We start from the raw sequence: 26,488 nt of genomic DNA, 5'->3' as shown, positions 1-26,488 counted from the left end.
TCATACCGGGCGTTGCTTCCAGAACCACGGTTTGAACGGGCGCAGCGTCCGCCGTATGGCATCCCGCCCCAGCGCCCATGACCACAGCGCCGGATGCCGCACGGCCTGCCGCCACATCACCCCCACTGCTGGCTCATGCACCGTGACGATATGCGCCCACTTTTCGGCCAGCAGGGCATCGAGCACCGCCGGATCATAGCGCCGCCGTTGCCGGTTGGCGCGGCGCAGGCGGGCAAACAGCCGGCCGATCAGGGCCGTTGGCGGCTCGTCCGAAACTTCATTGACGAAAACATACATGAGCGCGTCCAGCTCCGCTTCATCCACTTCACCGAGCAGCGTCTCCAGTTGCCGACGCAGGACAAGGCGCGTTCCGGCCAGTTGCGCTGCCCGATGTGTCACTGTCATTTGTCTGGCGTGCAGGCGGTACTTCAGCAGCACTTCCGGCAGGTTGGCGACTGGCGCGCGATTGGCCACATCCATCCAGTAGGCGTAGTCATAAGCCAGTCCACGGGGATCAAATCCCTCCGGCAACATCGCCTCCCGCCGCAGCATGACAGTTGGCATCGAAAACGGACAGGACAACAGCAGGGAGGCAGCCAGTACCGCCGGTTCAGTCGGGAAGCGCCGCAATTCCATCCGGGCGCCGAAGGTCTCCACCCAGCTTCCGCACATGGCCACGTCAGGGTGGGCATCCAGAAAATCCACCTGTCGCGCCAGGCGTTCCGGCAGGCTGATGTCGTCGCTATCCATAATGGCAAGGTAGCGCCCACGCGCCAGAGCAACGCCCCGGTTCAGCGAGCTGGCATGTCCCAGGTTGCGTTCGTTGCGCACATAGCGGATGCGCGGGTCGGTGAAGCGGTGGATGACCTCCGGTGAGCTGTCCGTCGAGCCATCATCCACGACGATGAGTTCGAGGTCGGTCAGCGTCTGTCCCAGAATGCTGGCGATGGCTTCCGCAACGTAAGCCGCCTGGTTATAGACGCAAAGCACGACGGAAACACGCGGGGGCGTCATGAGAACACCTCCAGAAGCTTGTCGGCCATCACCCGCACTGGGTCGCGCGGGATGCGTTGCCGGATGACTTCGGCCGCGCGCGCGCCCATCCGGGGCAGCTCATCCCGGTGCTGGTAGGCCCGTTCCAGCGCCTCGTCAAGGGAAACCACATCCGGGGCGCGGGCAATGAAGCCGATGATGCCATCGGTGAGCAGTTCCGTATTGCCGGGGATGTCGGTCACGATGGCCGGGCGTCCGCAGAGCATGGCTTCCACCAGCGCCAGGGGCAGCCCTTCGTGGCGTGACGGCAGCACCAGCGCATGGTGGTTGCGCCAGAAAGCTTCAATATCTGAAACAAAGCCGGCAAAGTGAACGGAAGTCAACTCCAGCCAGTTGGCATAGCGGCGCAAGCCTTTCTCCCACGGCCCCGTCCCGGCCAGCGTGACGCAGACATCCCGTGTGCGCCACTTGGGAAGCGCCAGCGTTTCAAACAGTACGTCCTGCCCCTTGGCCGAGGGTTCCATCCGGGCCACGCACCCCAGCCGCAGCGGGCTGTGTTCTTCCGGCCACGGCGGCCGGGCATCGAAGGACACATTGAAGGGATTGAAAACGACTTCGGCATTGGGCAGCGACCGTCCGATCTGCTTTTCGAGCAGAAGCCGGTTGCCTTCCGAGACAAAGTATGCCCGCCGGGCCTGCACAAACATCCGGGCCACAGGTTCAACCAGCTCATCGGAGGGCATCCACAGCAGACTGTTGGCCTGCGTGATGAGAGCGTAGGGGATGTCCATCCGGCGGCATTCTTCCGAAAAAAACAGCGACCATTCATCAAAATTGGCGCCCTGTGAAATCACGACCACTTTGGGGTGGACGCGCTCCAGCCAGCGCCGGCTGGCCAGATGCACGGGCGGCACGTAACCGCCGCCGCCCAGCCGGTGCAGCAGGCTCTGGAGTTTTTTCCGGCGGTCAAGCCGCCGGAATGTCACCTGCGCGCCGGCCGCAATGAGTTCCGTCACCTGCCGGGCCGGTTCGGGCCAGAACCTGACGTTGGCATGAATCTCGTGGCCGCCTTCCAGCAGCCGCCGCGCCACCCGGCTCCAGAGTTCCTCACTCCCACCCCATGGGCAACCCTCCATGGTCGAGATGAACGCCCATTTCATGATTTTTCGAGCACGACGACGTTGGACTGGTAAAACGTGAACCGGCTCTGCCAGCGAACCCGCGACTGTAACTGCCGTGACCGCAAGCCCCAGAGCAGAGCGCGATGAACCCACCAGTAGGCGCGGTTGACCAGCCGGTTGATGAGTGACCGCCCGACAGGCTGCGGATAACCGCTGGCCAGCAGCGTGCCGAGAATATCCCACCCATCCCCGGCCGTTTTCTGAAGCCTGACGGCAAACCCATGCCGGGCGGCAAAGTATTGGAAGGCGTAGGGCGTCGGCCGCCAGAAGTCATGGGGTTCGAGGTGCAGCATATAGAAATGCAGGCAGGTGATGAGCGCGCGGGCGCCGGGACGTAGCAGGCGCGCAAAGTTGGCAAAGGTCATTTCCCAGTCCGCCACGTGTTCGAGCACTTCGAGGCACAGGATGAAGTCGAACGGCCCACCGGCCAGCAGGCTCTCCGGCAGGGGTTGGTCAATCTCGCAGAGCACATCCACTGTCCCTTCGGGATTCTGCTCGACATCGAGACCGACGTAGTGAAATCCCTGCGCTTCCAGCAGGGCACGGAATGGCTGCCGCCCGCAGCCGACATCGAGGACGCGCCCACCCTGAACAGCCGGAAGGTAGGCTTCCAGCGCCGCTTCGACTTCCTGCCGCACGAGCGGCACGATGAAGGCTTCGTGCGGCGCAGCCGGTGTGTAGTCAGGGCGTTGGACGTAGTGCTTGCGTTCGAGCGTGACGAAAAAATTCATCAGGGCGCTGCCGGCTGGCTGCCGGGAAGCCACCGGCGGGCCGCGGCCCGGAGTTTCGCCCGTGCGACACGGCTGTAGTACACCAGCGGCGGCGGCTCCCGCCACTGATCCTCTTCCAGAGCAGGATGTGGCGCCGGCAGTCCAAGCTGCCGCCTCCGGTGGTGCAGCAGCGGTTGCCCCCGGTAGGTGGCTTCCCGGCTGCGGCGGGTGAGCAGGTCCACCCACTGGCGCAGGCATGTCTCCGAGTCATAGCCGGATGCGACAATATGCTGCCGGGCCTGACGTGAAAGCCGCGCCCATTCCTCCGGCCGGGTGGCCAGTTGTCTGACGGCAGCTACGAAGCCCTCGCCCCGGTCAGCCACATGCAGCCCGTGACACCATCCACAACGAGTTGCCCGATACCGCTGCGCATCGCCGTACAGATGGGGACGAGACCGGTCGCCATGGCTTCCATCAGGGCAATGGGCAGCCCTTCGTAATCCGAAAGCAGGACAAACATGTGGTGTTCGGCCATCAGCGCCTGGATACGGGCGTTGTCCACCAGCCCCACATACTGCCTCCACCAGCCCCACATACTGCACCCGGCCATGACCTTCCCGGCTGATGATGCTTTCAACGGAGGCCCGCGCCTGTCCATCGCCGGCTATCGTGGCCGTGACGTTCGGAAGCTGTGCCGCGCGGCACATGGCGCGGGTGACATCGGAAATGCGTTTCTGTTCTTCTTCAAGGCGGCCGGCATAGAGCAGCCGGAGCGGGCCGTGTGTCCAGCCCGACACGGTGGCGGGGAGCGGCACGCCGTAGGGGATGCTGTGAACGGCCGTTTCAGGCGTCGCCCGCACCCGGGCCGCTTCGGTCAGATACCGCGACACCGCCACCACATCCGTTGCCCGGAAACGCGGCTGCCCGGCCACGAAGACATCGAGCAGCGCCCGGTGGTGGGCATCGTCCGAATGCAGCATGCCCACCGTGGGAAGCCCTGCCGGCCGCGTCCAGGCGGTGGCATACAGCCCGGCTACAGTGAAGTTGGGGATGAAGACCGCCGGCCGGAACGCCTCGATGCGGGACAGCAGCCACCGGATTTTTTTCTCGATGGTTTCCCAGTAGGGAAAGGTCTCGAAGTGGGCCCCCCGGTCTGCCAGAGCCGCCAGCAGCGGGTAGTCTTCAGGCAGGCGGTGGCGGTGCGGCTCAAGGACAAAGGCCAGCGTCAGAACCTCGAAGCCGTGCGCCGTGATGAAGTCATACCAGCGGCGCAGCCAAGTGTTCGGTCCGCCGGTAAAGCCCGGTGCGTCGAACGTACAGATGATGACGCGCCCAGTCTTCATGGGGTGATGTTCCCGTGTCAGTCCGCCGCACAGCGCCGGAAGATGACAACCAGTTCACGGTAGGGGCCGGTAGCCAGCATGAGTGCCTCAACAAAGCAACCAAACAGGGTGCCCACATAGCGGCGTTGCAGCTTCCACAGAAGCCAGTTGTGCTTTCTCAGAAGTACCGGATGATGCCGCACGGAAAAGATGAGGTAGCGTTCCCAGTCAGCCGCTTCCAGGCAAATACCCTGTATCGCCTTGACCTTCAGGGGAAAGCAGTGCGTCAGCGCGCGCAGGGAGGCTGGCTCCCACAGCCCCATGTGGTGCGGTGGAGCATTGAGGGCAAAGTAGGGATCGGCCCCATATACGCTTGGGGCACTGTTGGGCACGGCAATGATGAGCCGGCCGCCCGGCCGCAGGCAGGCAATGGCTGCTGTCAGAAAGGCATGCACGTCAACGACGTGTTCCAGAACGTGAAACGTGCAGACGGCATCGTACACCTGCGGGTGCGCTGCTGCGTGCGTCTCAATGGTTTCCAGGCGGGCGTCCAGCCCTTCCGCCCGGCATTGCGCTACAGCAGCCCGGTTGAGGTCCAGCCCGACGGCCGCAATGCGGCGGGCCGCCAGTCGCCGCAGAAAAAAGCCCGCGCCACAGCCAATTTCGAGAACCCGGTCCGAAGGGCGCAGGTATCGCTCGGCAATGGCATGCTCCGGGCGGTCGGTGTAGTACCACGAAAAGCGCGATGCCAGTTGGGCATAGAGGTCTTCGCGCCCGGCCAGGGTGAACGGGTGGTAAAACCGATAACCGGTGCGCGCGCAGGCATAGATGTCAACCTGTGACAGCCCGTGGAAGTAGTCGGCCACGTCCAGACCGAAATCCTGCCGGTAGCGTTCAATCAGCCGCGTGACATCGAGAGCCTCCACGAAGTGCGCCGGTGCGCCCGGAACGACCGGGCTGGTTACAGTCTGGGGACTCGTCTGGAGACTCATACACTGACCTCAACCGGCTGAACCGGCGACCACGCCCAGTCTTCAACATAAGCGGCTTCGCCGGGATGCCGCTCGTATTCCTCGCGGGGCTGTTCGTGCATGGTGACTTCAAAGGCGAGAATCCCGGAAAGCTTCTCGATGAGCTGGTTGGAGCGCCGGTTGGTCAGCCAGGTCGTGACGGTGTAGCGCCCCATGTAGAGCCGCGGATGCGGCAGGTGGCATTCGACCTGATAGGTTCCCTGCTCCACCGGACCCAGATCACAGTCGGTTTTTATCACCGGGTGAATGTAGTAACACTGAACGACCGGACGCTCCTGCTCATCCATCACCTGAAAGCTGAAGGCAAAGTGCTGGCTGGATTCGGTGAAATGCAGGATGAAGCGGAAGGTGAGTGGATGGCCCCATTCGTGCTGGCCGCAGGGGCCGGAGGTCACAACGCTGGCCTGTGCGATGTGGCTGTGGCGCGGCGGCGGATTGGCAACGTAGGTTGAAGTCGTTTCAGTAGCAAGGCGTTGCAGCCGCTCGTATTCCCGGATCGCGCCGGCTGTGGGCCCGTCATAGACGATTTCGCCGCTGGAGAGCACCAGGCAGCTTGTGGTAAGCCGCCGTATGGCCTGCATGCTGTGGCTGACAAACAGCACCGTACGCCCGTGCTGGGCAATGTTTTCCATCTTGCCGAGGCACTTTTTCTGGAAGCCGGAATCGCCTACGGCCAGAACTTCGTCCACGATGAGGATTTCCGGCTCCAGATGGGCCGCGACGGCAAAGGCCAGCCGCATGTACATCCCGCTGGAATAAAAGCGCACCGGCGTGTCGAGAAACCGCTCGATTTCGGCAAAGGCGACGATTTCATCAAACCTGCGGGCAATTTCCGACCGGCGCATCCCCAGAATGGCCCCGTTGAGAAAGATGTTTTCGCGTCCGGTGAGTTCGGGATGAAAGCCCGTACCGACTTCCAGCAGGGAGCCGACCCGTCCATAAAGTTCCACGCGCCCGGTGGTGGGTTCGGTAATCCGGGAGAGGATTTTGAGCAGTGTGCTTTTGCCCGCGCCGTTGCGCCCGATGACGCCGACGGCTTCGCCGCGCCGGATGTCAAACGACACATTGTTCAGCGCCCAGAAGGATGTTTCCTCATCGGTGGACGCCGGACGGCGGAACGGGAGCTGGAAGACATCGCTGATGGATTCGCGCAGCGAGCGGTACGGGCCGCGGTTTCCGCCGCCAATGCGGTACTGCTTTCCCAGTCCTCGGACGCGAATGGCAATGTCACTCATCGGCAGGGCTTTCCGTCACGCGAACCGTCATACCCGGTCGGCAAAGGTTTTCTCCATGCGCCGGAAGTAGAACGCCCCCGTCACCAGCAGGGTCAGGGAAGCGAGGGCAGAAGCCAGCAGCGGCAGTCCCGGCGGCGCGCCAGCGCCCAGCAGCGCCCACCGGAAGCCATCCACGACGCCACTCATGGGGTTGAGGTTGTAGAGCAGTCGCCAGCGTTCCGGCACGAGGCTGCCGGGATAGACAACCGGCGTCAGGAACATCCAGAGCTGCGTGGCGAAGGGGATGACGTGCCGTACGTCGCGGTATTCGACGTTGAGCGCCGAAGCCCACAGCCCGACACCCAGCGCCGTCACAATCGCCAGCAGGACAAATCCCGGCAGCCAGAGGATGCCCCAGCCCGGCGTTATGCCGTAGTAGAGCAGCATCGGAACGAACAGGGAACAGGCCACGGCCAAATCCACGAGTCCGCCCAGCACACTGGCCAGCGGAATGACCAGCCGGGGAAAATAGACCTTGGCAATGAGGTGGGCGCTGTTGACGAGGCTGTTGGAGGACTGCCCCAGCGCGTTGGCGAAAAACGTCCACGGAATCAGCGCCGCCAAAGCAAAAAGCGGGTAGGGAACGCCGTCGGACGGGATGCCGGCCAGCCGTCCGAAAAAGATGCTGAACACGAGCATCGTGAACAACGGCTGCAAAAGGGCCCAGGCCGCACCCAGCACAGTTTGCTTGTAGCGCACTTTGACATCCCGCCAGACGAGAAAGTACAGCAGTTCGCGGTAGGCCCACAGTTCCTTCAGCCTGACGGCCACCCAGCCCCGGGTGGGTTCAATGCGGATGACCGGCGATGCCGGCGCGTGGGGCGCCGCGGCAAGGTCCGGGCTGGCGGTTTTGTCCAGTGGGGCAGTGGATTCCATAGAGGTCAGTCCGGTGTATTATGTCAAATGGCCGCCGGTGCGTCAACTTCAGAGGGAGTGTTTTTCAGGCAGCATCGAGAGGCACACGGCTTACTTGCCGATGCAGAAGGTGGCGAAGATGCGGTCAAACACCTCTTCAATGCCCGTTTCGCCGGTGATGTCGCCCAGGGCATGCAGGGCGCGGTGGAGTTCGGCCAGTGGCACTTCTTCCGAATGCCCTTCGGCCAGCAGTTCGCGCGCGCAACCGAGCGCCTCGGCCGCGGTCGTCAGGGCGGTGGCGTGCCGGGCGTCCGTCACCAGCCAGTCTTGGCTGGTGTCGAAGCTGCTACCGACGGCAACCTGCTGGATGGTGGCCTTCAACTCGGCCAGCCCGGCCCGCGTATGTGCTGAAACGCCGACGACCGGACATGTGAGGTCATGTTCCTGAAGGAACAACTCAAACGGCACGACGGACGGCATGAGGTCCAGCTTGTTGACGACACAGATGGCCTGGCGCTGGCGCAGGTGTCCGATGACCTGCGTTTCGTCCGGGTGCGGGCCGGCTGCGGCATCCACGACAAACAGCACGATGTCGGCATCGGCCAGCGCCCGGTAACTGCGCTCAACACCCATGCGCTCGACGATGTCCGAGGTGTCACGGATGCCGGCGGTGTCCATGAGCCGGACAGGCAGTTCGCCAATCGTGGCGACTTCCTGCAGGGTGTCGCGGGTTGTGCCGGCAACGTCAGTCACAATGGCCCGGTCGGCGTCGAGCAGGGCATTGAAAAGGCTGGATTTGCCGACGTTGGGACGGCCGACGATGGCCAGCGCCAGCCCTTCGCGGATGAGGCGTCCGGCACGGTAGGTTGCGGCGAGCTGGCGCACTTGGGTTTCGAGCCGGGACAGTTCTTCCACCAGTGTCGCGCGTGAATGCGTATCGAGCTGTTCCTCGACAAACTCCACGGCCGATTCGAGGTGGACAATCGTCGTCAGGAGCTGCTCCTTCAGCGGTTGCAGCCGGGTGGACAGCGCGCCGCGCATCTGCCGGGCGGCCAGCCGCGCCTGGTAGGTTGTCTGGGCGTGGATGAGGTCGCGCAGCCCTTCGGCCTGGGCGAGATCGAGGCGGCCGTGGCGTACGGCGCGCAGGGTGAACTCGCCGGGCCGGGCCGCCCGTGCGCCTTCCCGCATGGCGCAGGCGACAAGGCGGCGCAGCACAACGGGTGAGCCATGGGCGTGCAGCTCCACGACATCTTCACCGGTAAACGAGCGTGGGGTCGGGAAATAGACGGCCAGCCCGTCGTCTATGGTTTCGTCCGCGGTGGTGTCCAGAAACGTGCCGCGCAGCAGGCGAAAGGGGTGTCTGGACAGTGCGCGCCGTCCACGGAAGAGGGTGGCGCCGATGTCGAGCGCGCGTTCGCCGCTGAGGCGGACAATACCGATGCCGCCGTGGCCGGGCGGGGTGGCAATGGCAACGATGGTATCCTGCCAGTCGTAGGTGGGCATCCGCCGGGTTATCGTGCGCCAGCCGGCTTGGCCGCCGGGGGCGCATCGGGATTGGACTGCGATTGGGCAAGCTGCTGCCGGGCGACGGGTTCGAGAACTTTCCAGACGTTGTCGGCGACGATGGCCGCGCCGCGCGCGTTGGGATGGATGCCGTCCTCCTGATTGAGTTCTTCCCGGCCGGCAACGCCTTCGAGCAGGGACGGGATGAGCGGCAACCGGTACTGCTGGGCGAGTTTGCGATAGACGGCTTCAAACTGTGCGCCGTAGTCGGGTCCCGCTTCAGCGGGAGCTTTGAGACCGGCGAGGATGACCTGCGCTCCGCGTGCACGGGCGCGTTCGATGATGGTGCGCAGATTGGCTTCCATCTGGTTGAGGGGCAGCCCGCGCAGTCCGTCATTGGCGCCGAGGGCGAGGATGACGATGCGCACGTCGCCGTCCAGCGACCAGTCGAGCCGTTCGACGCCGCCGGCCGAGGTGTCGCCGGAAATACCGGCGTTGATGACCTGATAGTTCAGTCCGGCGGCATCGAGTTTCTTCTGGAGCACGGTCGGGTAGCTGGCTTCGCGCGGCAGGCCGAAACCGGCCGTCAGGCTGTCGCCGAGGACAACGATCCGCGGCCGGGCGGTGGGTGCGGCGTCCGTGGGCGCTGGCGCCAGGACGGGCAGGTTTTCCGGGGCTTCTGTGCCGGTACGACTGCATCCGCCGGCAAGCAGACTGCTGCTGATGATGAGAAGACTGATGGCGAAGCTGCCAACCCGACTGCGCTGTGCCTTCATACGTCCGTTCGCTGGGCTGCAAAAGATGGCATTTCGATATTAGCGCATGTGCACGCCGTACAGTGCCTGGATTTTACCAGTCGGATAACCTGTCACGGACAGCCGTCAGTGGAGCGACGGGGTGGCGGTCAGTGCGTCGCCGTTGCCCCACGGTTGCCAACAACCTGAAGGTGCTGACTGATCGGGCAGCCGGTGCAAAAAACTGGTATGTTGCGGACAAGCCCAAATCAACGCCGGATGTCGCACGCGGCATAGTTCTGGCGGTAAGGCCCGATTCCGAATGATTGAACTGAAGCAGCTTTCCAAGCAAGCCCTCAGCGGCCAGAGCCGCCTGACGATTCTCCATCCGCTTGATCTCTTCATTCCGGCCGGACAGTTTGCCGCCATTCTTGGCCCTTCCGGGAGCGGGAAATCCACGCTGCTCGGTCTGATGGCCGGGTTGGATACGCCGACGACCGGTGAAGTCATCCTGGCCGGGACTTCCATCACGCGCCTGGGGGAAGACGCGCTGGCCGCATTTCGGAGCCGCACCATCGGGTTTGTCTTTCAGGCGTTTCACCTCATCCCGACGGCAACGGCCCTCGAAAACATCCAGATTCCCATGGAGATTGCCGGGCGACGGGACGCCAAAAAGCGCGCCAAAGCCTTGCTTGCGGCCGTAGGTCTCAGCGCCCGGGGGCATCACTACCCGGCACAGCTTTCCGGCGGCGAGCAGCAACGGGTGGCCATTGCCCGCGCCTTTGCCAACGAGCCGCCCATTCTGCTGGCCGATGAGCCGACCGGCAATCTGGACTACGCCAACGGCATGCGCATTTTCGAGCTGCTGCGTGAACTCAACCAGTCCACCGGAACGACGCTCGTGCTGGTGACACACAACGAGGAGTTGGCGCGGGCGGCCGACCGCGCCATCACACTGCGCGACGGCCGCATTGTGCTCGACAACCCGAAGCTCTCCATCGAGCCGTTACCTTCCACTTAGGTGTTTTCCGGCCGCGTGCTTTCCGGTGAAGTGTTTTCCGGTTCGGGATGGCGGACGAGGGCGATAAAGGCCTGGGCTGCGCGCGACAGCGACGACGGCTGCCGATGGATGACGCGCAGCTTGCGTGCCAGACGCATTTCCCGGACGGGAACGGCCGCCAACTGCCCCCGCGCTACTTCAGCCGCCACGCACAGGCGGGGCAGCAGGCTGACGCCGATTCCGGCCTCGATCATGCGCTTGATGGCTTCGATAGAGGGCAACTCGACGGTAATCCGCAGCGGCGTCCGGTGGCGGGCAAAGGCTTCGACGACCTGAAGCCGATACCGCGAGACGACGTTGTGCGCAATGAACGTCTCCTGCCCAAGCTCCCGGATGGAGACCGAGGCGCGTCCCGCCAGCGGGTGGTGCGGGGCCGTAACGAGTGCCACAGCGTCGGTGGCAATGGTCAGGGCGTGCAGTCCGGCTTCCGGGGGCGCGAAGCTGATGACGCCCAACTCCACGCTGTGCCGCAGGACTTCGGCCGGTACATCGCTGGCCCGGCAGCGTTTGACCTCGACGTGCACCGCCGGATACATCCGAATGAAACGCTCCAGCCAGGGCAGAAGGTAGGTCACCGTCTGTTCGTTGGCGCCGATGACCAGCCGCCCGGCCGTGAGGGTGTCGAGCTGCCGCAGCGCCTGGGTCGTTTCATCGCGCAGATCGAGCAGGCGGCGGGCATAGTCGTACAGCAGCCGTCCGGCTTCAGTGGGAATAACGCCTTTCGAGTTGCGGTCAAGCAGCGCCGCGCCAAGGTCGCCTTCAAGCTTTTTGATGGTTTGGCTGACGGCCGCCTGCGTCCGTCCCAGCTTGCTGGCGGCCCGTGAAAAGTGCCGTTCCTCGACGACGGCGACAAAGACTTCAAGCTGCGACAGGTCCACGGTGCAGAAGTCCTTTCCGCACCCACGTGGGCCGCCATCGGGTGCGCTGTCCCTGGGTGGACAAAGGCTGGCAGTGTGTGAAAGTATTTTTCATCTGACGAACAACAAAATGCAGTTTCGTTCCCGCGCCCGCGGTTGGCTTGACCAGGGTTGGTGCACTCGGCATGCTTGGAGACCGCCAGCACCAGTTACAGGTTGACCGGGCGCGTGGCTGCTGGACTTTGCCTGAGTTTCCCCATCATCGTATGACATCCCCGCACACGATTCTGATTGTGGACGATGAGTCGTACATCCGCGACTTGCTGGTTTCCGTGCTGAGTCTGGAATACAAGGTCCTGACGGCCGAGGATGGTGTTGAGGCATTTGAGACCTACAGCCAGCACCGCGACGCCATCCGGTGTGTTGTCACGGACCTGTTCATGCCGCGTATGGACGGCGAAGAACTCATCGGGCAGCTTCATGCGGAGCAGCCCGACCTGCCGATTATTCTCATTACGGCCCTTCAGGATGAGGCGCGGCTGAACCAGCTCCGGGAGCGCCCCAATGTGACGGTCATGCCCAAGCCTTTCAATCTGGGGCAGTTACGGAACACGCTCCGCCAGAGCATCGCCGCCCGGTAGCCGAAGCCCGTTTCCACCATTCCCCAGAGAATCAAGCCCTGCCGGGGGGCTTCCCTCCCGGTCAGGCGGCCGGGCGGTTTCTGGGGGAGCCTTTACAGGGTCCCCTTTTTGGCGGCCGCCGGCGACGGCCGGCTCCGGCAGGTGTCAGGTGCCAAAGATGGCGTCCTTGACGCGGTCGAAAAAACCCTTCTCTTCGGTTTTGCGGACGGCTTTGCGTCCTTCGCGCTTGGGGGAAGCCGCCGCGAATTCTTCGAGCAGCCGCCGCTGTTCACGGGTGAGGTTGGTTGGGGTGACGACGTTGACGACCACGAACAGATCGCCCACTTCGCCCGAAAGTGACGGAATCCCTTTGCCCCGCAGGCGGAATGTCGTCCCGGATTGTGTTCCTTCGGGAATCTTCATCGTCGTCTGCCCGTTCAGCAGCGGGACTTCAATTTCAGCACCCAGGGCGGCTTCGACGAAATCGATCGCCACCTGGCAGAGCAGGTTATTGTCCTGCCGTTCAAAAATTTCGTGCTCCCGGATGTGGACGACCACCTGCAGGTCGCCCGGCGGGCCGCCGCCGAGTCCGGCTTCGCCTTCGCCGCTGACGCGCAGCCGCATGCCGTCATCCACGCCGGCCGGGACCTTGATCTCGATGCGTTTTTCGCGCCGCACCCGTCCTTCACCCCGGCAGGTACGACAGGGATTGCGGATGATTTGGCCCGTCCCACGGCACTGGGGGCAGGTCCGGGTCACGCTGAAGAAGCCCTGCTGGTAGCGAACCTGCCCCAGCCCACCACAGGTCGGACAGGTCTCCGGCGGACTGCCGGGGGCGGCCCCATTACCGCCGCAGTCACCACAGGTTTCGAGCCGTGGAACACGGATTTGCGTGGTGACACCATTGGCGGCTTCTTCGAGGGTGAGTTCCAGATCGTAGCGCAGGTCAGCGCCGCGCTGGACCTGACTGTTGCGGCGTCCGCCGCCGGTACTGCCAAAGCCGAAGCCAAAGAGGTCGCCCAGGATGTCCTCGAAGTTCTGGAAACCGGCAAAGCCGCCACCAAAGCCACCCGCGGCCGCCGCGCCAACACCGGCATGCCCGAAGCGGTCGTAGCGCGCACGCTGTTCGGGGTCTGAAAGAACCGCGTAGGCTTCCGCCGCTTCCTTGAACTTTTCCTCAGCGGCGGCATCCCCCGGATTTTTGTCCGGGTGATATTTCATCGCCAGGCGGCGGTAGGCTTTTTTGATGTCCGTTTCCGTTGCGTTGCGCGCAACGCCCAGCACTTCGTAGTAATCCCGTTTGGTTGCCATGCCTCAATCCTTCCGAAACCAGGCAAGGTTGCCGTAGCCCGTCGGGCCACGCCTGCCGACGGCTGTGTGGGGTGTCTGCGTGGCCCCCGACCGGGCCGGGCCACAGTGGTCAGCCTTACCATTTCCGACGGGTGTCATTCCGTCAACATCTTCACGCCGCCGGTTTCGGATGGCGGAGGCTGGTCGCCTGCCGGCGCATTGAACATGGCATTGGTGATGATCTGAGCGGCCTGTTCGAGCGCGTCGAGCCACTGTTTGACCACAGCCGCGTCCTGGATGTTGAGGACTTCCTTGGCGCCGATGAGTGTCTCCCGCACGAGTTCCTGTTCTTCCGCCGGAAGCATCCAGCCAAACTCACCGAACGACCGCTGGGTGTTTTGCAGCAGTCCCTCCAGGCGGCTTTGCAACAGCAGGAGTTCCTTCAACTGGCGGTCGCTTTCGGCATTGCGCTGGGCCTCGGCAATGAGGTTGGCAATCTCGCCGGGGGACAGCCCCGAAGTGGGGGTGACGCGCATGTTCTGTTCGAGTCCGGTGGCTTTGTCACGTGCGGAGACCTGCACGATGCCGTCGGCATCAATCTCGAAGGTAACTTCTATTTGCGGAACACCACGCGGGGCCGGAGGAATGCCAATCAGCTCAAACCGTCCCAGCGAGCGGTTTCCCTTGGCAATTTCACGCTCACCCTGAAGCACGTGCACTTCAACGCTGGACTGGTTATCCACCACGGTGGTGAAGGTCAGGGACTTGCGCACCGGAATCGTGGCATTGCGCTCGACGATCTTCTGGAACAGCCCTCCGCGAACTTCAATCCCCAGCGAGAGCGGAATAACGTCGAGCAGGACGAGGTCTTTGACCTGCCCGGTGAAGACTCCGCCCTGAATGGCAGCGCCAATCGCCACGACTTCATCCGGGTTGATGCTCGCGTTGGGTTCGCGTCCAAAAATCTTCCTCACGCACTCGTGAATGATGGGGGAGCGCGTTTGTCCGCCGACAAGCAACACCTGGTCAATGTCTTCGGGTTTGAGACGGGCATCCCACAGGGCTTTCTGGCAGGGTTCAACCGTGCGTTCAACCAGGTCTTTGACCAGTTCCTCAAACTTGGCGCGGGTCAGGTTGAGGTTGAGGTGTTTGGGGCCGGAAGCCGGATCGGCAGCAATGAAGGGAAGGTTGATGTTGGCTTCAAGCGTGGAGGAAAGTTCGCACTTGGCGCGTTCTGCGGCTTCCTTCAGCCGCTGGAGCGCCAGCCGGTCGGTGCGGAGATCAATGCCGGTTTCACGGAGAAATTCCTGAATGAGCCAGTCAATGATGCGCTGGTCGAAGTCCTCGCCGCCCAGGAAGGAATCGCCACAGGTCGAGAGGACTTCAAACACGCCGTCGTTCATTTCGAGCACCGACACGTCAAACGTGCCGCCGCCGAGGTCATAAACGGCAATCCGCTCCGACTTGTGCTGCCCGGCACCGTAGGCCAGCGCCGCCGCCGTTGGCTCGTTGATGATGCGCTGGACGTTGAGGCCGGCAATCTTGCCGGCATCTTTCGTCGCCTGGCGCTGAAAGTCATCGAAGTAAGCCGGAACCGTGATGATGGCTTCCTCGACCGGTTCGCCCAGGAAATCTTCGGCTGAGGCTTTCAGCCGCTGCAGGATGATGGCCGAGACTTCCGGGGGGCTGTAGGCCCGACCTTGGGCGCGGACCCAGGCGTCGCCGTTTGAGGATTCACAGATTTCGTAGGGACAGGTTTCACGCGCGCGCTGGACTTCCGGCGAGTTGAACTTGCGGCCGATGAGGCGCTTGACAGCATAGATGGTGTTGGCAGCGTTGGTAATCGCCTGCCGCCGGGCAATCTGCCCCACCAGTCGTTCGCCCTTGTCGGTAAAACCAACAACCGAGGGCGTCGTGCGCCCCCCTTCCTTGTTGGGAATGATTTGTGTTGTCCCACCCTCCATGACGGCGACGCAGCAGTTGGTTGTACCAAGGTCTATGCCGATAACTTTGCCCATGACATCAGTCCGTGGCATGCCCTGAAGACATGCGTGAAGAAATGACTTTCGGTGCGCCGCGACACGGCGCACAACGTGCTGTCGTGCGGGGTCTGCCTACCTGAGCTGAGCCGTCCGGCACTCAGGAAGCGGGCGGGCGAACGGCTACCCGTACCATTGCCGGGCGCAGCAGCCGATCACCGAGCTTGTACCCGCGCTTGAGTTCAGCCAGGACGGTATTGGGTTTGTACTCGTCTGTTGCGTCCGTGGCAATTGCCTCGTGAACCGTAGGGTCAAAAGTTTCACCAACGGCCGGAACCGGCTTGACGCCAAAGCTGGATAAACTGTCCACAACCTGGCGTTGAATGAGTTCAACCCCGGCCAGAAAATCGGCGAGTGTCCCCCCTTCCCCCCGTCCGGTCGCCAAGGCGCGTTCGAGGTTGTCCAGGACTTCCAGCATCGCCAGCAGGACTGTCTGTTTGCCACGTTCCAGCGCTTCGGTCTTTTCCCGTTCAGCGCGCCGCCGGTAGTTCTCGAACTCGGCCATCAACCGCTGGAGCTGATCCTGGACGGCACTTTTTTCGACGAGCGTTTTGGAGAGCTGTTCCTGGACGATCTCGACGTGGCGACGGGCCGAGGTGGTCTGCTCGCGGGCGCGTTCGAGGTCTTCCTGCAGGCTGGCGAGGTCCATCAGCAGCTTGATGGTTTCGTCTTCAGAAAAAGCGTGACTGCCGCTGGTGGTGCTCCCGGCCGGGAGACTTTCTGTTGGCGCTGTCGCCGGTTCTGTCTCCTGGGAAGCCGCCGATGCCGGGGGCGGACAGGCGGCAGCCGTTTCCGTGGCTGTTCCGGCTGCACTGGAAGTTGAAGAAACTGTCGCCGGCTCTCCCGTGCTTTCTTCCCCCAGTTCAAGGACATCCAAAACCACCGGGTTATTCGGCTGACCCGGAACAGAAGCCGCTGGTGAGGAGGCAGTGGCTTCCGGCCCCGCGTCCGCTGGATGGACTTCCATGGGAAGCTCAATTTCAATGGTGCGTCGTTTGGGTGGTGTATCCAGCTTCGGCATAACATTGCCCACGGGAGTATTCACCGGATTGTCCTCCTCAAAGCAGGTCTGACGGGCGTGCCGAAGGCAATACCATAACGACCTGCCGGATATTGTGGCACAACCGCTTCACTGCGCCCTGAAGTTTGGTTACCAGACCAGAAATCCTTGACTGAAAGGATGTTGTGGAGACGGCATCAAGTATCGCCTAACCAACTCTCACGATTCCAAACCCTGCCTGCTCATTCATCCCCCGACCAGATTATAGCGGCTGGACAGGTTCACGATTTCAATCTGGCCTGCCAGCGAACCCACGGGCTGCGGCCCGACAAGCGCCGGGGGAAACGGGGAAGAAGGGGCGTCGTTCAGCAGTTGGTCAAACATTTTTGCCATGTAGCCGACCAGACGCATCACCCGCCCGTACTTCATGCGCATCGGACCGACGACCGTGAAGCTCCCAACGGAATCATGCCGATAGTGATAGGGAGCTGTCACGATGGCACAGTCCCGCAAGCCGGGTACGTGATGCTCCATACCAATTTGCACCACGATCCCCCGGGTGGTTTCGGCCTGTGCCAGACAGGCATTGATGATTTTGACCAACCGCCCTTTTTCCTCGAACATGCGAAAGAGCGCCCGCATACGGGCCGCATCGGCAAACTCCGGGGCATCAAGCATGTTGACCGTGCCATCCACATACACATCGCTTTCGGTCGCACCATTGCCCAAATCCCGGTTGCACAGCACAAGGGCATTCCTGAGCAGCCGGTCATAGAGATGCTTTTCTTCTGACATTCGCTTGAGCAATTCGACGCGAATATCCGCCAGACTCCGCCCGGCAAAGTTTTCGACAATGTAGTTGGCCGTGCGTTCCAACTCGCTCGGTGAGAGGTCTTCGTCAAGGCGCACCACGAAGTTGCGGACCAGTCCGGTACGTGACACGGCCACCACCAGGACGCGGCGGGCTTCGAGACGGATAAACTCAATGTGTTGCAGGATGTCACGGGAAAGTGGCGGAGAGAGCACGATCCCGACGTGCGACGACAGGTTGGAAAGGACGTGGGAGGCGCGGGCCAAGACATCCTCGCCAGTCACCGTCGGATCGGAAAACAGGCTGCGCTGGATGATTTCTTCATCTGTCCGGGAAGGACGTGCGTCGAAATCCGCCAGCAGTGTATCCACATAGTAGCGGTAGCCACGGTCGGTTGGAACCCGTCCAGCGGAGGTGTGCGGCTGGGTCAGATAACCCTGCTCCTCCAAATCTGCCATGATGTTGCGGATAGAGGCCGGGCTCAGCTTTTGACCGGTTTGTTTGGAGAGCGTCCGCGAGCCAATGGGTTCGCCTGTGGCAATGTGGAGGCGAACGAGCGCCAGAAGTAGCTCGTGACTACGTTCATCAAGTCCATGAACTGGCCGCCGCTTGCCCATAAACCATTGGTTTTTTTGAAAAAAAGATGCTGAAAAAAGCTACCACCGGTCAAAAAAAAGTGTCAAGCCGCACCCTTTCTCAGGTCTGGTCAGCGCGGGGTGTTGTCTGAATGGCATCTTCTTGCACCGGAGGCACTGCCCGCTGAATGAGCGGAGCCAACACGGGATTGGCCAGCAGTTCCGGTACATCGGCCGGACGGAGACGGCGCGGACGGTCTCGTTTCGCATCCACAATGCACAGGAAGCCGAACGGTGTCGTCCCGTCATTGACCAGGCGGTGAACGCAGTTGGCCCCAATGTAGGCCAGGTCAAGAAACCCCAGCGTCTGTACGGTGTCCCCCAGCAGCACTTTCCCAGACCCGCGCAGCCCGATGACAGCATGGGCATGCTCGTGGCATTCGAGGGATGACCAGCCGCCGGGGGCAATCTCAAAGTAGCGCACTTCAAAACCAATGGTTTCTCCGCTGCGACCAAACAGCGTCTGCCGGGTAATACCGGAAAAGTCGGCAGCGGTCGCCGGGGTGGACTGGTATGCCGTAACAGGGATGCCTTCCCACCGGAAAGGCTCTGTGCATGGCGTGAAACGGTGAACCGGGGACGCGGCCGAGGGGGTGGCCCCGTGGGGGAACAGATGTCCCTCCGGTGCGGAGGAGGGTTGACGGCTCATCGTTGGGGGCAGGGTTTCCATAGCTTGCCTGTCACTCCTTGGTTACTTTTGTGGCCGGGGCAGTTCCGGGAAACCACCGCGCACCACCGCCTCACGTGTCAGGCGTTATGGCTTGGGCGGCAGGTCGGCGGGCGGCGTGGTCGGCGGTGGCTCAGGTTCCGGGTGGGATTCGGGGTAGGGAGCGTCGAGATCGCGGCTGTCAAGCGCAAAGGCTGCCCGAAAACGCTGTGTTTCTTCACGGCGCGCCGCTTCATTCCGCACCATGGCCGCAAAATCTTCAATACTGTAGTCCTCAGCCACAACATAGGCCCGCACGACGAGCCGGATGCCAAAGTTGCGGCTGGGATCGAGTTCGTAACCGAAACGGGTACGGGTTGCCAGTTCGTAGGTTTCACTCCCGCGCAGGCGGATCACTCGGTCGTACATGGCACAGCATGCGATGCGGCAACCCAGGGGGTGGTTTCCCACCTCCATGCGGATGCCGTCACGTCCAGCATTTGACTGCCCCTCTTCGGGCAACTTCTCCTGGCCAGTGGCGTCCCCAAAGCTGCCACACCTCTGGGCGGACGTATGATAAGCCATGACCAAGGTGAACGCATCCGGCGGCGCTGTCAAATGGCCCTGCCCAGAGACCAGCTTGAAACGCACCGGAACAATCCATAATGATGATGCCTATGCAGAGTGCTTATCCTTCTCAAACACGCACGCCAGCCTGTGGTTGGCGTTTTTTTTCGTTTTGCCTGCGTCCTGGGTGTCAGCCCCCTCAGTCTGCTCACCCCTCTGGTTGCTCTCCCGGCCTGGGGAGAGCGGTTGGAACTGTCAGCCCGGCCGGAATCATTCGCCGGACCGGTTGTGGCCGCAGCCGCTTCCCAACGTTCCCGCGAACTGCGTCCGGTGGATATTGTCGCGTCGTGTGTGGAAGCCTTCTTTCGGGGGGATGACCCGTCCATCCGGGCCTTTTTTACTGACCGCGCCCAGGCGACGCTCTCCAGTCTGGCGACCAACGACAACGCCGCCTACAATGACATCCGGCAGGCGCTGCTGGGCGATCACCCCCTCGGCCGGCTGGCTGGACGGGGTGTCCGGGTGGAGTCCGTCATCACGGGGAGCGGGGCGCGTGAGATGCTGCTGCGTTCGGGAACGCGCATCGTCGGCAACATCGCCTTTCGGGACATCACGGAAGAAAACCTGTCGGTGGTCGAGTTGCGGGCGTCCCTCAACAGCGAAGAGGCCAGGCCCGTGGTGATCAGTGTGGTGCTCACCCGTGACCGGAAACTCAAGACCTGGCGCATCGTTGCCCTGTATGCCGCTGATTTTGGCGGGCAAACTGATGAAGTGTTTGATCTTGACCGGTTGTTTGAAATCCGGGTCGCTGCCAATGAAGCGGCCGTGTTACCCTTGCTCAGTCAGTTGCAGGAAGCCCAGGCACGCTATGCGTTAGGTGTTGGGCAGAATCGTTTTGGCACGCTGGCTGAGTTGCGCCGGGCAGGGGAGATTACCGGACTCGCCGATGGGCGTTACCGGGGCTATCGCATCGAGGTGGTGGTCAACAACCAGACGGTTCCCCCGACGTTTCAGATTCATGCGGTGCCGGAACGTTACCGGGAAACCGGGCGGCGTTCGTTCCTGATGGACGATAGTGGTGTGTTGCGCGGAGCGGACCGCCAGGGAGAGCGGGCGCGACCGTCTGACCCGATCATCAAGGGCAAGGACGGTGAGGCTGTGGAAGTGGAATGATACAGGCGGGGTGAAGCTGGCCGTCCAAGGGGCTGACTCCACTCACCTGAACCCAAGAGGAGTGTGCCGTGACGAGTCCACTGTTGCAGGGTGATCTCATTCAGGATGCGCTGCCGGATGTCATCCGGCGGATTTACACCCGGCGTCTGAGCGGCGAGCTGACAGTGAACCACCAGGCGCTCACCAAATCCATTTACTTTGAGCTGGGTGCCATTGTGTTTGCGCGAAGCAACGACCGCGCCGACCGCATTGGCGAAAGCATGATGCGTTATGGCCTGCTGTCACAGGAAGACTTCCAGCGGGCCTCGGCCGCCATGACCCGTGGGAAGCGGTTTGGCCGCGTGCTGGTGGAGCAGGGCATCATTTCTGAACGGGACTTGTCCAACGCCGTCACCTTTCAGATTCTGGGCATCATTTACTCGATGTTCGAGTGGACGAGTGGGCAGTATCACTTCACGGCTCAGGAGAAGCCGGTGCCGGAAGACCTGCGGCTGGAGCTTTCGACGGCAAACATCATTCTGGAAGGCGTCCGCCGCATCCGGGATTTCAGTGTCATCCAGCGGGGGATGGGTGATTTGAACCGCCTGATTGGTCCGTCGAACAACCCCCTGCTGCGCACCCAGTCGTTGTCGCTCAAGCCCATCGAGCGCCAGTTGGTGAATGGCATCAACATTCCCATGAACGTGTTGCAGGCGATGATGCTCGTCAACGCCCCCCCGAATGTTGTCCTGCAGGCACTGTACGGCTTGATTTCGGCAGGAATTCTGGAACGCCACGCCGCGCCGGTCCTCAACCGGGAGACCGGGCAGATGGAAATTCCGGCCGAAGTGGTTGAACAGGCCGTGAGTGCGCCGCCGATTGTGCCCCCACGGGCTGCGGATGCGGCCGCCAAGCGCACTGGCTCCCTCAAGGCTGTCAACATGTTGCTGGCAATGCAGGCCCGGCTTGATACCACAAATGATCCCTATGAAATCCTGGGGATCTCACCCCACGCCACGCGGGATGAGATTCGGGATGCCTACTACCGGCTGGCCAAGGACTTCCACCCTGACCGCCACCTCAGTGCCACCCTGGAGACGCGCCGCCAGGTGGAGGCAATTTTTGCGCGGATTACAGAAGCCTACGAAGCCATCCGGGACGCCGGTGAAAAGCCTGCCGTTCTCGCCCCCATGCCACTGTCCGCCGCCACCCCAACGCCACGGGGAAGCGCCCCACCGCCGCCACCGGCCGAAACGACAGTGCAGCGCGAGGCCCGGGCAGAGCAGGCCTTTCAGGACGCCCGTACCAAAATTGCCAACCGTGATTTTGCCGGTGCTGTGGCGTTGCTGCGGGAAGCCGTGACCCTCAACCCGAACGCTCCCCGCTACCACTTGCTGCTGGGCACGACGCTTGCGGCGCATCCCAAGATGCAGCGCGAAGCTGAACAGTCCCTCAAGAAAGCGGCCGAGTTGGACCAGTTCAACCCCGCTCCCCTCGTGGCGCTGGGGCAACTCTATGCCCGCGCCAACATGAACCTTCAGGCGGAAAAAATGTTCAATGAGGCCCTGCGCCTCGATCCTGACTCCAAAGCCGCGCGCAAGGGACTCGATGCCATCAAATCCAACAAAAGCGGTGGTTTTCTTGACAAGCTCTTCAAGAAGTAGTGGTCGCTGCCATCGTACCAGGCCGCTGGCGCCGGCCAGGCCGCTGGCGCCGGGCAGGCTGTCTTGCCTGGCCCTGGCGCTGTCCACCGGTTGAAAAAATGCTCGTTACCCCACGAGCCGGTCATGGCTACTGATGAAGAACTCCTGCGCGCGTTTCAGCAGGGCGATGAACAGGCGTTCAACCAGCTCTATCAACGCTACCGGATGGCCATCTACCGTTTTCTGGCGCGCCGTTTGGCCTCACCTGTACGGGCTGAGGAGCTATGCCAGGATGTCTTTGTTGCTCTGGTGGAACATGCCGGGAGTTGGCGTGGTGAGGCTTCGGTCAAGACCTATCTGTACCGGATCGCATTCAATCGTCTGGTCAGCGATACGCGCCGGAGTGAACACCGGGTGATGGTCGCGCCAGAGCCGAATGATGAGCCGCTGCCCGTGCGGGAACCGCAGGCGGTAGAGCGGCCGGATGTGATGTTTGAAGCCCAGGAGCGATCCCGGCTGGTGCGTGCCGCCCTGGAACGCCTGCCGCCGGAGTTTCGGGATACCCTTGTGCTGAAGGAATACGACGGCCTCAGTTGTGAGGAGATTGCCGAAGTGCTGGGCGTGGCCGTTGGCACGGTCAAATCGCGCTTATTTCGCGCCAAACTGGAGCTGAAGCGGCATCTGGCGGCGTTTTTTGCTTCTCCATCCAGCCCGGCGGATTGAATCCAGGGTGGGCTGATACCAGCCGGTAGCCTCCCAAGAGGGACTCGAACCCACTGTGGATTACCCGAAGTGGCCGGGACGTTCACTGACCGGTTCAAGCCGATGATCGGCCGACTTCAAGAGAGCATCTTGGAATCCCGCATCCTCGCCGCGTTGCGGTCTGCACTGTTGCCGAAGCTGATCTCCGGCGAGTTGCGGGTGCCGGACGCCGAGCGGATCGTCGGGAGGGCGATGTGATGACGCTCGAACAACTGCAACAACTCGTCGCGGCCGGCGAATCGGAAACGCTGGAGTTCAAGAAGACCACCGGCCAGCGTTCGGAGGCGATGCACGACCTTTGCGCCATGCTCAACCAGCGCGGCGGGCGCGTGCTGTTCGGCGTCGATCCCTTGGGGCAGATTGTCGGCCAGCCGGTTTCAGATCGCACCATTGAGGAACTGACCCAGGAAATCCAGCAGATCGAGCCGACGGTTTTCCCTCAGATCGACCGCGTGGACGTGAAGCCGGGCTGGCAAGTCATCGTTGTTGAAGTCTCGACGGGCCCGAACCGGCCGTACAGCTACAAGGGACAGGCGTACAAGCGGGTCGGTAACACCAGCCCCAGAATGAGCCGGGACGAGTACAACCGGATTTTGATCGAGCGCTTCCACGGCGAGCGCCGCTGGGAGACCGAACCCGCAGACAGGTGGACGGTCGCCGATCTCGACCGAACCGAACTCACCCGCACCATTGATGAAGCCATCCGCCGGGGCCGGCTGGAGGAACCCGGCACGCGCGACCCGCTGGAGTTGCTGCGCGGTTTAGGGCTGTCACGGGATGGTGTCCTGTTGCGGGCGGCGGTGGTCTTGTTTGGCCAGCAGCCGCGGATTGAGGCGGAGTTTCCCCAATGTCTGCTGCGGGTGGCGAAGTTCAAGGGGATCGATAAGGGCGAATTTCTGGACAATCGCCAGTTCCACGGGCACGCCTTCGAGTTGCTGCAGAAAGCGGAACGCTTTCTGCGGGAGAACCTGCCGATCGCGGGTCGGATCGTGCCGGGGCTGTTCGAGCGCATTGACGACCCGCTGTATCCGCCGGTCGCCCTGCGGGAGGCGTTGGCCAACGCCCTGTGTCACCGCGACTACAGCAGCGGCGGCGGGTCGGTGAGCCTGGCCATCTATCAGGATCGTTTGGAGATCACCTCCACTGGCAACCTGCACTTTGGCTTGACGCCGGAGCAGTTATTTCAGCCTCACGAATCGCGGCCGTGGAACCCGCTGATCGCGCGGGTGTTCCACCGCCGCGGCATTATCGAATCGTGGGGCCGGGGCACGCTGAAGATGGCGGAACTGACACAGCAAGCCGGCCTCCCGCGTCCCGAAATTGAGGAAGGCCCTGACCTGGTGCTTGTGCGCTTTCGACCCAGTCGCTACATCCCACCGCAGCAAGTCAGGCAGGATTTGACAGAGCGCCAGCGGAAGATTCTGCAGTTGCTCTCAGAACGGCCAGGGATTGGGCGGAAGAAGATTCAACAGGCTTTGCAACTCGACGTAAACGAACTCAAAAGTGATCTTCAGCGTCTCCGAGGACTCGGTTTGATCCGTCAAACGGGAAAAGGCCGCGGCACCGTGCTGTTCCTCGCCGAGGGCTAAGTGGATTGGCAGTGGATTGGCAGTGAATTGGCAGTAAATTGGCAGTGAATTGGAACTCCTTGTGGAACAAGCCTTTACCGAGTCCGTTCCCGGACAGGCGGCTCGCGCCTGAAGCTGTCCGGGGTAAAGGCTTCAGCACGGAGCCGGAGAATAGGAGCCGGACTCTAGCTTGCCGTATAGTACGCGATAGTGTATAATAATGCTCATGGAAAGCACTATAAGCACAGGCAAGGCGGCAAAACTCCTTGGTGTCTCGGTCAAGACGTTGCAGCGTTGGGAACGCGAAGGAAGGCTGATTCCGGTGGCCCGAACGGACAGCAACCGCCGCCTCTACACTGAGACGCAGATCCGTGAGTTCATCGGTTTGCGGCAGGCCAACCATGCGCCAACAAAGCTTGTCGCCTACTGTCGGGTATCGAGTGCGGCGCAGAAGCCGGACCTGGCGAATCAGCGCAAAGTGCTGGAAGAGTTCGTGGTGGCGAAGGGATTGGCGGGGGTCGAGTTTATCGAGGAAGTGGGCAGCGGGCTGGACTTCAGGCGCAAGCGGTTTCTGGCCCTTATGGACGAGATCGGGCGACGGGAAGTCAGGATGCTGATCCTCGCTCACCGGGACCGCCTCACCCGTTTCGGCTTTGAGTGGTTCGAACATTACGCCCAAACCCATGGCTGCGAAGTGCTGGTACTCAACCAGGAACGGCTGTCTCCCGAACAGGAAATGGTGCAGGACTTAATGACCATCGTGCGCTGTTTTTCGTCCCGGCTGTACGGTTTGAGGAACTATCGAAAGAAGTTGGATGAAGCGCTGAAACAGGATGTAAATGACGTCAAAAAGGCCCAACAATGCAACTAACCCACAAGATCGCTCTTTGTCCGACTCCTGAGCAAGTGGACTACTTCAAGCGCGCCTGCGGCACGGCGCGGCGTGTTTGGAACTGGGCGCTCAATGAGTGGAACAGGCAATACGCAGCAGGCGGCAGGCCAAACGCCATGGCGCTCAAAAAACAGTTCAACGCCATCAAGTACACCGACCCGCAGTGGCTCGATGAGAACGGTCGGCCTTGGTTGCAAGACATTCACCGGGATGCCCACGCCCAGCCGTTCAGGAATCTCGCCAAAGCATGGGAACGGTTCTTCACCGACCTCAAGGCTGGCAAAGAGGCACACGCACCGCGCTTCAAGAAAAAGGGGCGTTGCCGCGACAGCTTTTATGTTGCCAACGACAAGTTCACCCTGGAAGGCAAGACGATCCGTCTGCCCAGGATCGGTGAAGTCGCCATGACCGAGGAACTGCGCTTCGCGGGCAGGATTTTGGGCGCAACGGTTTCTCGCACCGCGGATCGTTGGTTTGTGGCCATACAGGTCGAGGTGCCTGATGCGCAATTTTATCGGCGTCGCACGTCGCACGAGGTCAACGGCATCGACCTGGGCATCAAGGCTGCCGCAACGATCTCCAGCGGTGAAGTCATCGAGGCGCCAAAGCCGCTCAAAGCAGCGCTGCGCCGTCTGGAAAACCGTAGCCGACGTCTCAGCCGCAAGCTGGAAGCCGCCAGGAAGGCAGCAGGATTTGAACGCCATACCCGCCTGCCTGAAGGAACGCGCCTGCCGGTATCGAACAACCGGCAGAAGTCCGCTGCGATATTGGCAAGGCTCTATGCCCGCATGGCCAATATCCGAGCGGATTTCACCCACAAGCTCACGACTCGACTCTGCCGCGAAAACCAAGCGTTAGTGATCGAGGATTTAAACGTCAAAGGGATGCTGCAGAACGAGAAACTCGCCCGCGCCATCTCTGACGTGGGTTTTGGGATGTTGCGCTCGCAGTTGGAATACAAGGCCCGGCGCTACGGTACTCGTCTTACCATCGCTGATCGCTGGTATCCAAGTAGCCGACTGTGCTCCATCTGTGGCTGGAAGAACGAGGCGCTGACATTGAGAGACCGAAAATGGGTGTGTGCTCAATGTGGTGCGCACCATGACCGTGACCTCAATGCGGCGCTGAACCTGAAACGGCTGGCAACCGAAACTGCCCTACCCGTGGCGAGTCCGTCCAGCAATGGCGGCGCTGCGGCGGGGACCGTCCCCGCCGTAGTCGGGAAAGTCACGCCTGTCAGATACGACGGTGGTCAACAGGACGCGTCGGGGCAGGAAGAGAACCGTGCGCACTTTTGCGCACATTCTTGATAGCAGTGCATAAAACCCCGATGATTTTGGCAA

Annotated in this window: 26 protein-coding genes; 9 read left to right on the top strand and 17 right to left on the bottom strand. The window is 62.1% G+C overall.

Annotated elements, in window-relative coordinates; all coding sequences use genetic code 11:
* Genes J8C01_RS07950 through J8C01_RS15600 form a run of 5 tightly spaced genes read right to left on the bottom strand, consistent with a single transcriptional unit; the run spans position 1 to position 3,404 of the window.
* A complete protein-coding gene (locus tag J8C01_RS07950; protein WP_211431564.1) occupies positions 1-1,014 on the bottom strand; it encodes a glycosyltransferase family 2 protein in 1,014 nt (337 codons plus the stop codon).
* Entirely contained in the window at positions 1,011-2,153 is a 1,143-nt protein-coding gene (locus J8C01_RS07945) for a glycosyltransferase family 4 protein (protein ID WP_211431563.1), read from the bottom strand. The genes J8C01_RS07950 and J8C01_RS07945 overlap by 4 nt, the downstream gene beginning before the upstream one ends.
* A complete protein-coding gene (locus tag J8C01_RS07940; RefSeq protein ID WP_211431562.1) occupies positions 2,150-2,905 on the bottom strand; it encodes a class I SAM-dependent methyltransferase in 756 nt (251 codons plus the stop codon). The genes J8C01_RS07945 and J8C01_RS07940 overlap by 4 nt, the downstream gene beginning before the upstream one ends.
* Entirely contained in the window at positions 2,905-3,267 is a 363-nt protein-coding gene (locus J8C01_RS15605; RefSeq protein WP_211431561.1) for a glycosyltransferase, read from the bottom strand. Before J8C01_RS15605 ends, J8C01_RS07940 begins: the two co-directional genes overlap by 1 nt.
* The gene (locus J8C01_RS15600; protein WP_371821102.1) at positions 3,240-3,404 is read right to left on the bottom strand and encodes a glycosyltransferase; all 165 of its coding nucleotides are present in this window, start codon (positions 3,402-3,404) and stop codon (positions 3,240-3,242) included. The genes J8C01_RS15605 and J8C01_RS15600 overlap by 28 nt, the downstream gene beginning before the upstream one ends.
* Positions 3,405-3,492: 88 nt before the next feature.
* On the opposite strand from J8C01_RS15600, the gene J8C01_RS15595 reads away from it, so the two are divergent.
* Positions 3,493-4,290 carry a hypothetical protein gene (locus J8C01_RS15595; RefSeq protein WP_211431559.1) on the top strand — a complete coding sequence of 266 codons (798 nt, stop codon included), beginning with the start codon at positions 3,493-3,495 and terminating at the stop codon, positions 4,288-4,290.
* On the opposite strand, the gene J8C01_RS07920 is transcribed toward J8C01_RS15595, so the two are convergent.
* From J8C01_RS07920 to J8C01_RS07900, 5 genes are all read right to left on the bottom strand, one after another.
* Positions 4,245-5,198: a class I SAM-dependent methyltransferase gene (locus J8C01_RS07920; RefSeq protein WP_211431558.1), complete on the bottom strand. Its 954-nt coding sequence runs from the start codon at positions 5,196-5,198 to the stop codon at positions 4,245-4,247. The two genes, J8C01_RS15595 and J8C01_RS07920, sit on opposite strands and share 46 nt — an antisense overlap.
* Positions 5,195-6,472 carry an ABC transporter ATP-binding protein gene (locus J8C01_RS07915; RefSeq protein ID WP_211431557.1) on the bottom strand — a complete coding sequence of 426 codons (1,278 nt, stop codon included), beginning with the start codon at positions 6,470-6,472 and terminating at the stop codon, positions 5,195-5,197. The genes J8C01_RS07920 and J8C01_RS07915 overlap by 4 nt, the downstream gene beginning before the upstream one ends.
* Before the next feature lie 27 nt (positions 6,473-6,499).
* A complete protein-coding gene (locus tag J8C01_RS07910; RefSeq protein WP_211431556.1) occupies positions 6,500-7,387 on the bottom strand; it encodes an ABC transporter permease in 888 nt (295 codons plus the stop codon).
* Positions 7,388-7,477: 90 nt separating this feature from the next.
* Positions 7,478-8,869, bottom strand: a complete 1,392-nt coding sequence (gene mnmE, locus J8C01_RS07905; RefSeq protein ID WP_211431555.1) for a tRNA uridine-5-carboxymethylaminomethyl(34) synthesis GTPase MnmE — start codon at positions 8,867-8,869, stop codon at positions 7,478-7,480.
* Between the two features lie 8 nt (positions 8,870-8,877).
* Positions 8,878-9,645 carry an arylesterase gene (locus J8C01_RS07900; RefSeq protein ID WP_211431554.1) on the bottom strand — a complete coding sequence of 256 codons (768 nt, stop codon included), beginning with the start codon at positions 9,643-9,645 and terminating at the stop codon, positions 8,878-8,880.
* Positions 9,646-9,925: 280 nt separating this feature from the next.
* On the opposite strand from J8C01_RS07900, the gene J8C01_RS07895 reads away from it, so the two are divergent.
* Positions 9,926-10,624: an ABC transporter ATP-binding protein gene (locus tag J8C01_RS07895; RefSeq protein ID WP_014100089.1), complete on the top strand. Its 699-nt coding sequence runs from the start codon at positions 9,926-9,928 to the stop codon at positions 10,622-10,624.
* Here J8C01_RS07895 and J8C01_RS07890 read toward each other — a convergent pair.
* On the bottom strand, positions 10,621-11,541 hold the full coding sequence (locus tag J8C01_RS07890; RefSeq protein WP_211431553.1) for a LysR family transcriptional regulator: 921 nt from the start codon (positions 11,539-11,541) through the stop codon (positions 10,621-10,623). The genes J8C01_RS07895 and J8C01_RS07890 overlap by 4 nt on opposite strands.
* A 245-nt stretch (positions 11,542-11,786) precedes the next feature.
* Here J8C01_RS07890 and J8C01_RS07885 point away from each other — a divergent pair, with 245 nt between their 5' ends.
* Positions 11,787-12,161 (top strand): response regulator, encoded by a 375-nt coding sequence (locus J8C01_RS07885; protein ID WP_211431552.1) that lies wholly within the window; start codon positions 11,787-11,789, stop codon positions 12,159-12,161.
* A 144-nt stretch (positions 12,162-12,305) separates the two neighbouring features.
* Here the strand turns inward: J8C01_RS07885 and dnaJ are convergent, their stop codons facing one another.
* From dnaJ to J8C01_RS07855, 6 genes are all read right to left on the bottom strand, one after another.
* Positions 12,306-13,451, bottom strand: coding sequence for a molecular chaperone DnaJ (gene dnaJ, locus J8C01_RS07880; protein WP_014100086.1), 1,146 nt, complete (start codon positions 13,449-13,451; stop codon positions 12,306-12,308).
* 134 nt (positions 13,452-13,585) lie between these two features.
* Positions 13,586-15,448, bottom strand: a complete 1,863-nt coding sequence (dnaK, locus tag J8C01_RS07875) for a molecular chaperone DnaK (protein WP_081464882.1) — start codon at positions 15,446-15,448, stop codon at positions 13,586-13,588.
* A gap of 121 nt (positions 15,449-15,569) precedes the next feature.
* Positions 15,570-16,490, bottom strand: a complete 921-nt coding sequence (grpE, locus tag J8C01_RS07870; protein WP_211431551.1) for a nucleotide exchange factor GrpE — start codon at positions 16,488-16,490, stop codon at positions 15,570-15,572.
* Positions 16,491-16,715: 225 nt separating this feature from the next.
* A complete protein-coding gene (gene hrcA / locus J8C01_RS07865) occupies positions 16,716-17,897 on the bottom strand; it encodes a heat-inducible transcriptional repressor HrcA (protein ID WP_014100083.1) in 1,182 nt (393 codons plus the stop codon).
* 79 nt (positions 17,898-17,976) lie between these two features.
* Complete coding sequence (locus tag J8C01_RS07860) at positions 17,977-18,585, bottom strand: cupin domain-containing protein (RefSeq protein ID WP_211431550.1); 609 nt, start codon at positions 18,583-18,585, stop codon at positions 17,977-17,979.
* Between the two features lie 84 nt (positions 18,586-18,669).
* Entirely contained in the window at positions 18,670-18,990 is a 321-nt protein-coding gene (locus J8C01_RS07855; RefSeq protein WP_041569156.1) for a hypothetical protein, read from the bottom strand.
* Positions 18,991-19,278: 288 nt separating this feature from the next.
* Here J8C01_RS07855 and J8C01_RS07850 point away from each other — a divergent pair, with 288 nt between their 5' ends.
* From J8C01_RS07850 to J8C01_RS07820, 6 genes are all read left to right on the top strand, one after another.
* On the top strand, positions 19,279-20,301 hold the full coding sequence (locus J8C01_RS07850) for a hypothetical protein (RefSeq protein ID WP_211431549.1): 1,023 nt from the start codon (positions 19,279-19,281) through the stop codon (positions 20,299-20,301).
* A gap of 68 nt (positions 20,302-20,369) precedes the next feature.
* Positions 20,370-21,944 carry a DUF4388 domain-containing protein gene (locus J8C01_RS07845; protein ID WP_211431548.1) on the top strand — a complete coding sequence of 525 codons (1,575 nt, stop codon included), beginning with the start codon at positions 20,370-20,372 and terminating at the stop codon, positions 21,942-21,944.
* Between the two features lie 123 nt (positions 21,945-22,067).
* Positions 22,068-22,646, top strand: a complete 579-nt coding sequence (locus J8C01_RS07840) for an RNA polymerase sigma factor (RefSeq protein WP_211431547.1) — start codon at positions 22,068-22,070, stop codon at positions 22,644-22,646.
* Between the two features lie 236 nt (positions 22,647-22,882).
* Entirely contained in the window at positions 22,883-24,274 is a 1,392-nt protein-coding gene (locus J8C01_RS07830; protein WP_211432704.1) for an RNA-binding domain-containing protein, read from the top strand.
* Positions 24,275-24,479: 205 nt separating this feature from the next.
* Complete coding sequence (locus tag J8C01_RS07825; protein WP_211432703.1) at positions 24,480-25,124, top strand: IS607 family transposase; 645 nt, start codon at positions 24,480-24,482, stop codon at positions 25,122-25,124.
* On the top strand, positions 25,115-26,455 hold the full coding sequence (locus J8C01_RS07820; RefSeq protein WP_211431546.1) for an RNA-guided endonuclease InsQ/TnpB family protein: 1,341 nt from the start codon (positions 25,115-25,117) through the stop codon (positions 26,453-26,455). Before J8C01_RS07825 ends, J8C01_RS07820 begins: the two co-directional genes overlap by 10 nt.
* The last annotated feature ends 33 nt before the right edge of the window (positions 26,456-26,488 follow it).

The organism is Chloracidobacterium sp. D, from assembly GCF_018304685.1.
Lineage (GTDB): Bacteria > Acidobacteriota > Blastocatellia > Chloracidobacteriales > Chloracidobacteriaceae > Chloracidobacterium > Chloracidobacterium thermophilum.
This window is presented reverse-complemented; position numbering and strand designations above follow the sequence as displayed.

Bases quoted from the DNA above. Each gene is read 5' to 3' on its own strand.
- J8C01_RS07820 (WP_211431546.1), top strand. From the start codon at position 25,115: ATGCAACTAACCCACAAGATCGCTCTTTGTCCGACTCCTGAGCAAGTG.
- J8C01_RS07915 (WP_211431557.1), bottom strand. From the start codon at position 6,472: ATGAGTGACATTGCCATTCGCGTCCGAGGACTGGGAAAGCAGTACCGC.
- J8C01_RS07855 (WP_041569156.1), bottom strand. From the start codon at position 18,990: ATGTACGACCGAGTGATCCGCCTGCGCGGGAGTGAAACCTACGAACTG.
- J8C01_RS15600 (WP_371821102.1), bottom strand. From the start codon at position 3,404: ATGTTTGTCCTGCTTTCGGATTACGAAGGGCTGCCCATTGCCCTGATG.
- J8C01_RS07860 (WP_211431550.1), bottom strand. From the start codon at position 18,585: ATGGAAACCCTGCCCCCAACGATGAGCCGTCAACCCTCCTCCGCACCG.
- J8C01_RS07900 (WP_211431554.1), bottom strand. From the start codon at position 9,645: ATGAAGGCACAGCGCAGTCGGGTTGGCAGCTTCGCCATCAGTCTTCTC.
- dnaK (WP_081464882.1), bottom strand. From the start codon at position 15,448: ATGGGCAAAGTTATCGGCATAGACCTTGGTACAACCAACTGCTGCGTC.
- J8C01_RS15595 (WP_211431559.1), top strand. From the start codon at position 3,493: ATGACCTTCCCGGCTGATGATGCTTTCAACGGAGGCCCGCGCCTGTCC.
- grpE (WP_211431551.1), bottom strand. From the start codon at position 16,490: ATGCCGAAGCTGGATACACCACCCAAACGACGCACCATTGAAATTGAG.
- J8C01_RS07830 (WP_211432704.1), top strand. From the start codon at position 22,883: ATGACGCTCGAACAACTGCAACAACTCGTCGCGGCCGGCGAATCGGAA.
- mnmE (WP_211431555.1), bottom strand. From the start codon at position 8,869: ATGCCCACCTACGACTGGCAGGATACCATCGTTGCCATTGCCACCCCG.
- J8C01_RS07940 (WP_211431562.1), bottom strand. From the start codon at position 2,905: ATGAATTTTTTCGTCACGCTCGAACGCAAGCACTACGTCCAACGCCCT.
- J8C01_RS07895 (WP_014100089.1), top strand. From the start codon at position 9,926: ATGATTGAACTGAAGCAGCTTTCCAAGCAAGCCCTCAGCGGCCAGAGC.
- J8C01_RS07910 (WP_211431556.1), bottom strand. From the start codon at position 7,387: ATGGAATCCACTGCCCCACTGGACAAAACCGCCAGCCCGGACCTTGCC.
- J8C01_RS07825 (WP_211432703.1), top strand. From the start codon at position 24,480: ATGGAAAGCACTATAAGCACAGGCAAGGCGGCAAAACTCCTTGGTGTC.
- dnaJ (WP_014100086.1), bottom strand. From the start codon at position 13,451: ATGGCAACCAAACGGGATTACTACGAAGTGCTGGGCGTTGCGCGCAAC.
- J8C01_RS07950 (WP_211431564.1), bottom strand. From the start codon at position 1,014: ATGACGCCCCCGCGTGTTTCCGTCGTGCTTTGCGTCTATAACCAGGCG.
- J8C01_RS07840 (WP_211431547.1), top strand. From the start codon at position 22,068: ATGGCTACTGATGAAGAACTCCTGCGCGCGTTTCAGCAGGGCGATGAA.
- J8C01_RS07920 (WP_211431558.1), bottom strand. From the start codon at position 5,198: ATGAGTCTCCAGACGAGTCCCCAGACTGTAACCAGCCCGGTCGTTCCG.
- hrcA (WP_014100083.1), bottom strand. From the start codon at position 17,897: ATGGGCAAGCGGCGGCCAGTTCATGGACTTGATGAACGTAGTCACGAG.
- J8C01_RS07945 (WP_211431563.1), bottom strand. From the start codon at position 2,153: ATGAAATGGGCGTTCATCTCGACCATGGAGGGTTGCCCATGGGGTGGG.
- J8C01_RS07885 (WP_211431552.1), top strand. From the start codon at position 11,787: ATGACATCCCCGCACACGATTCTGATTGTGGACGATGAGTCGTACATC.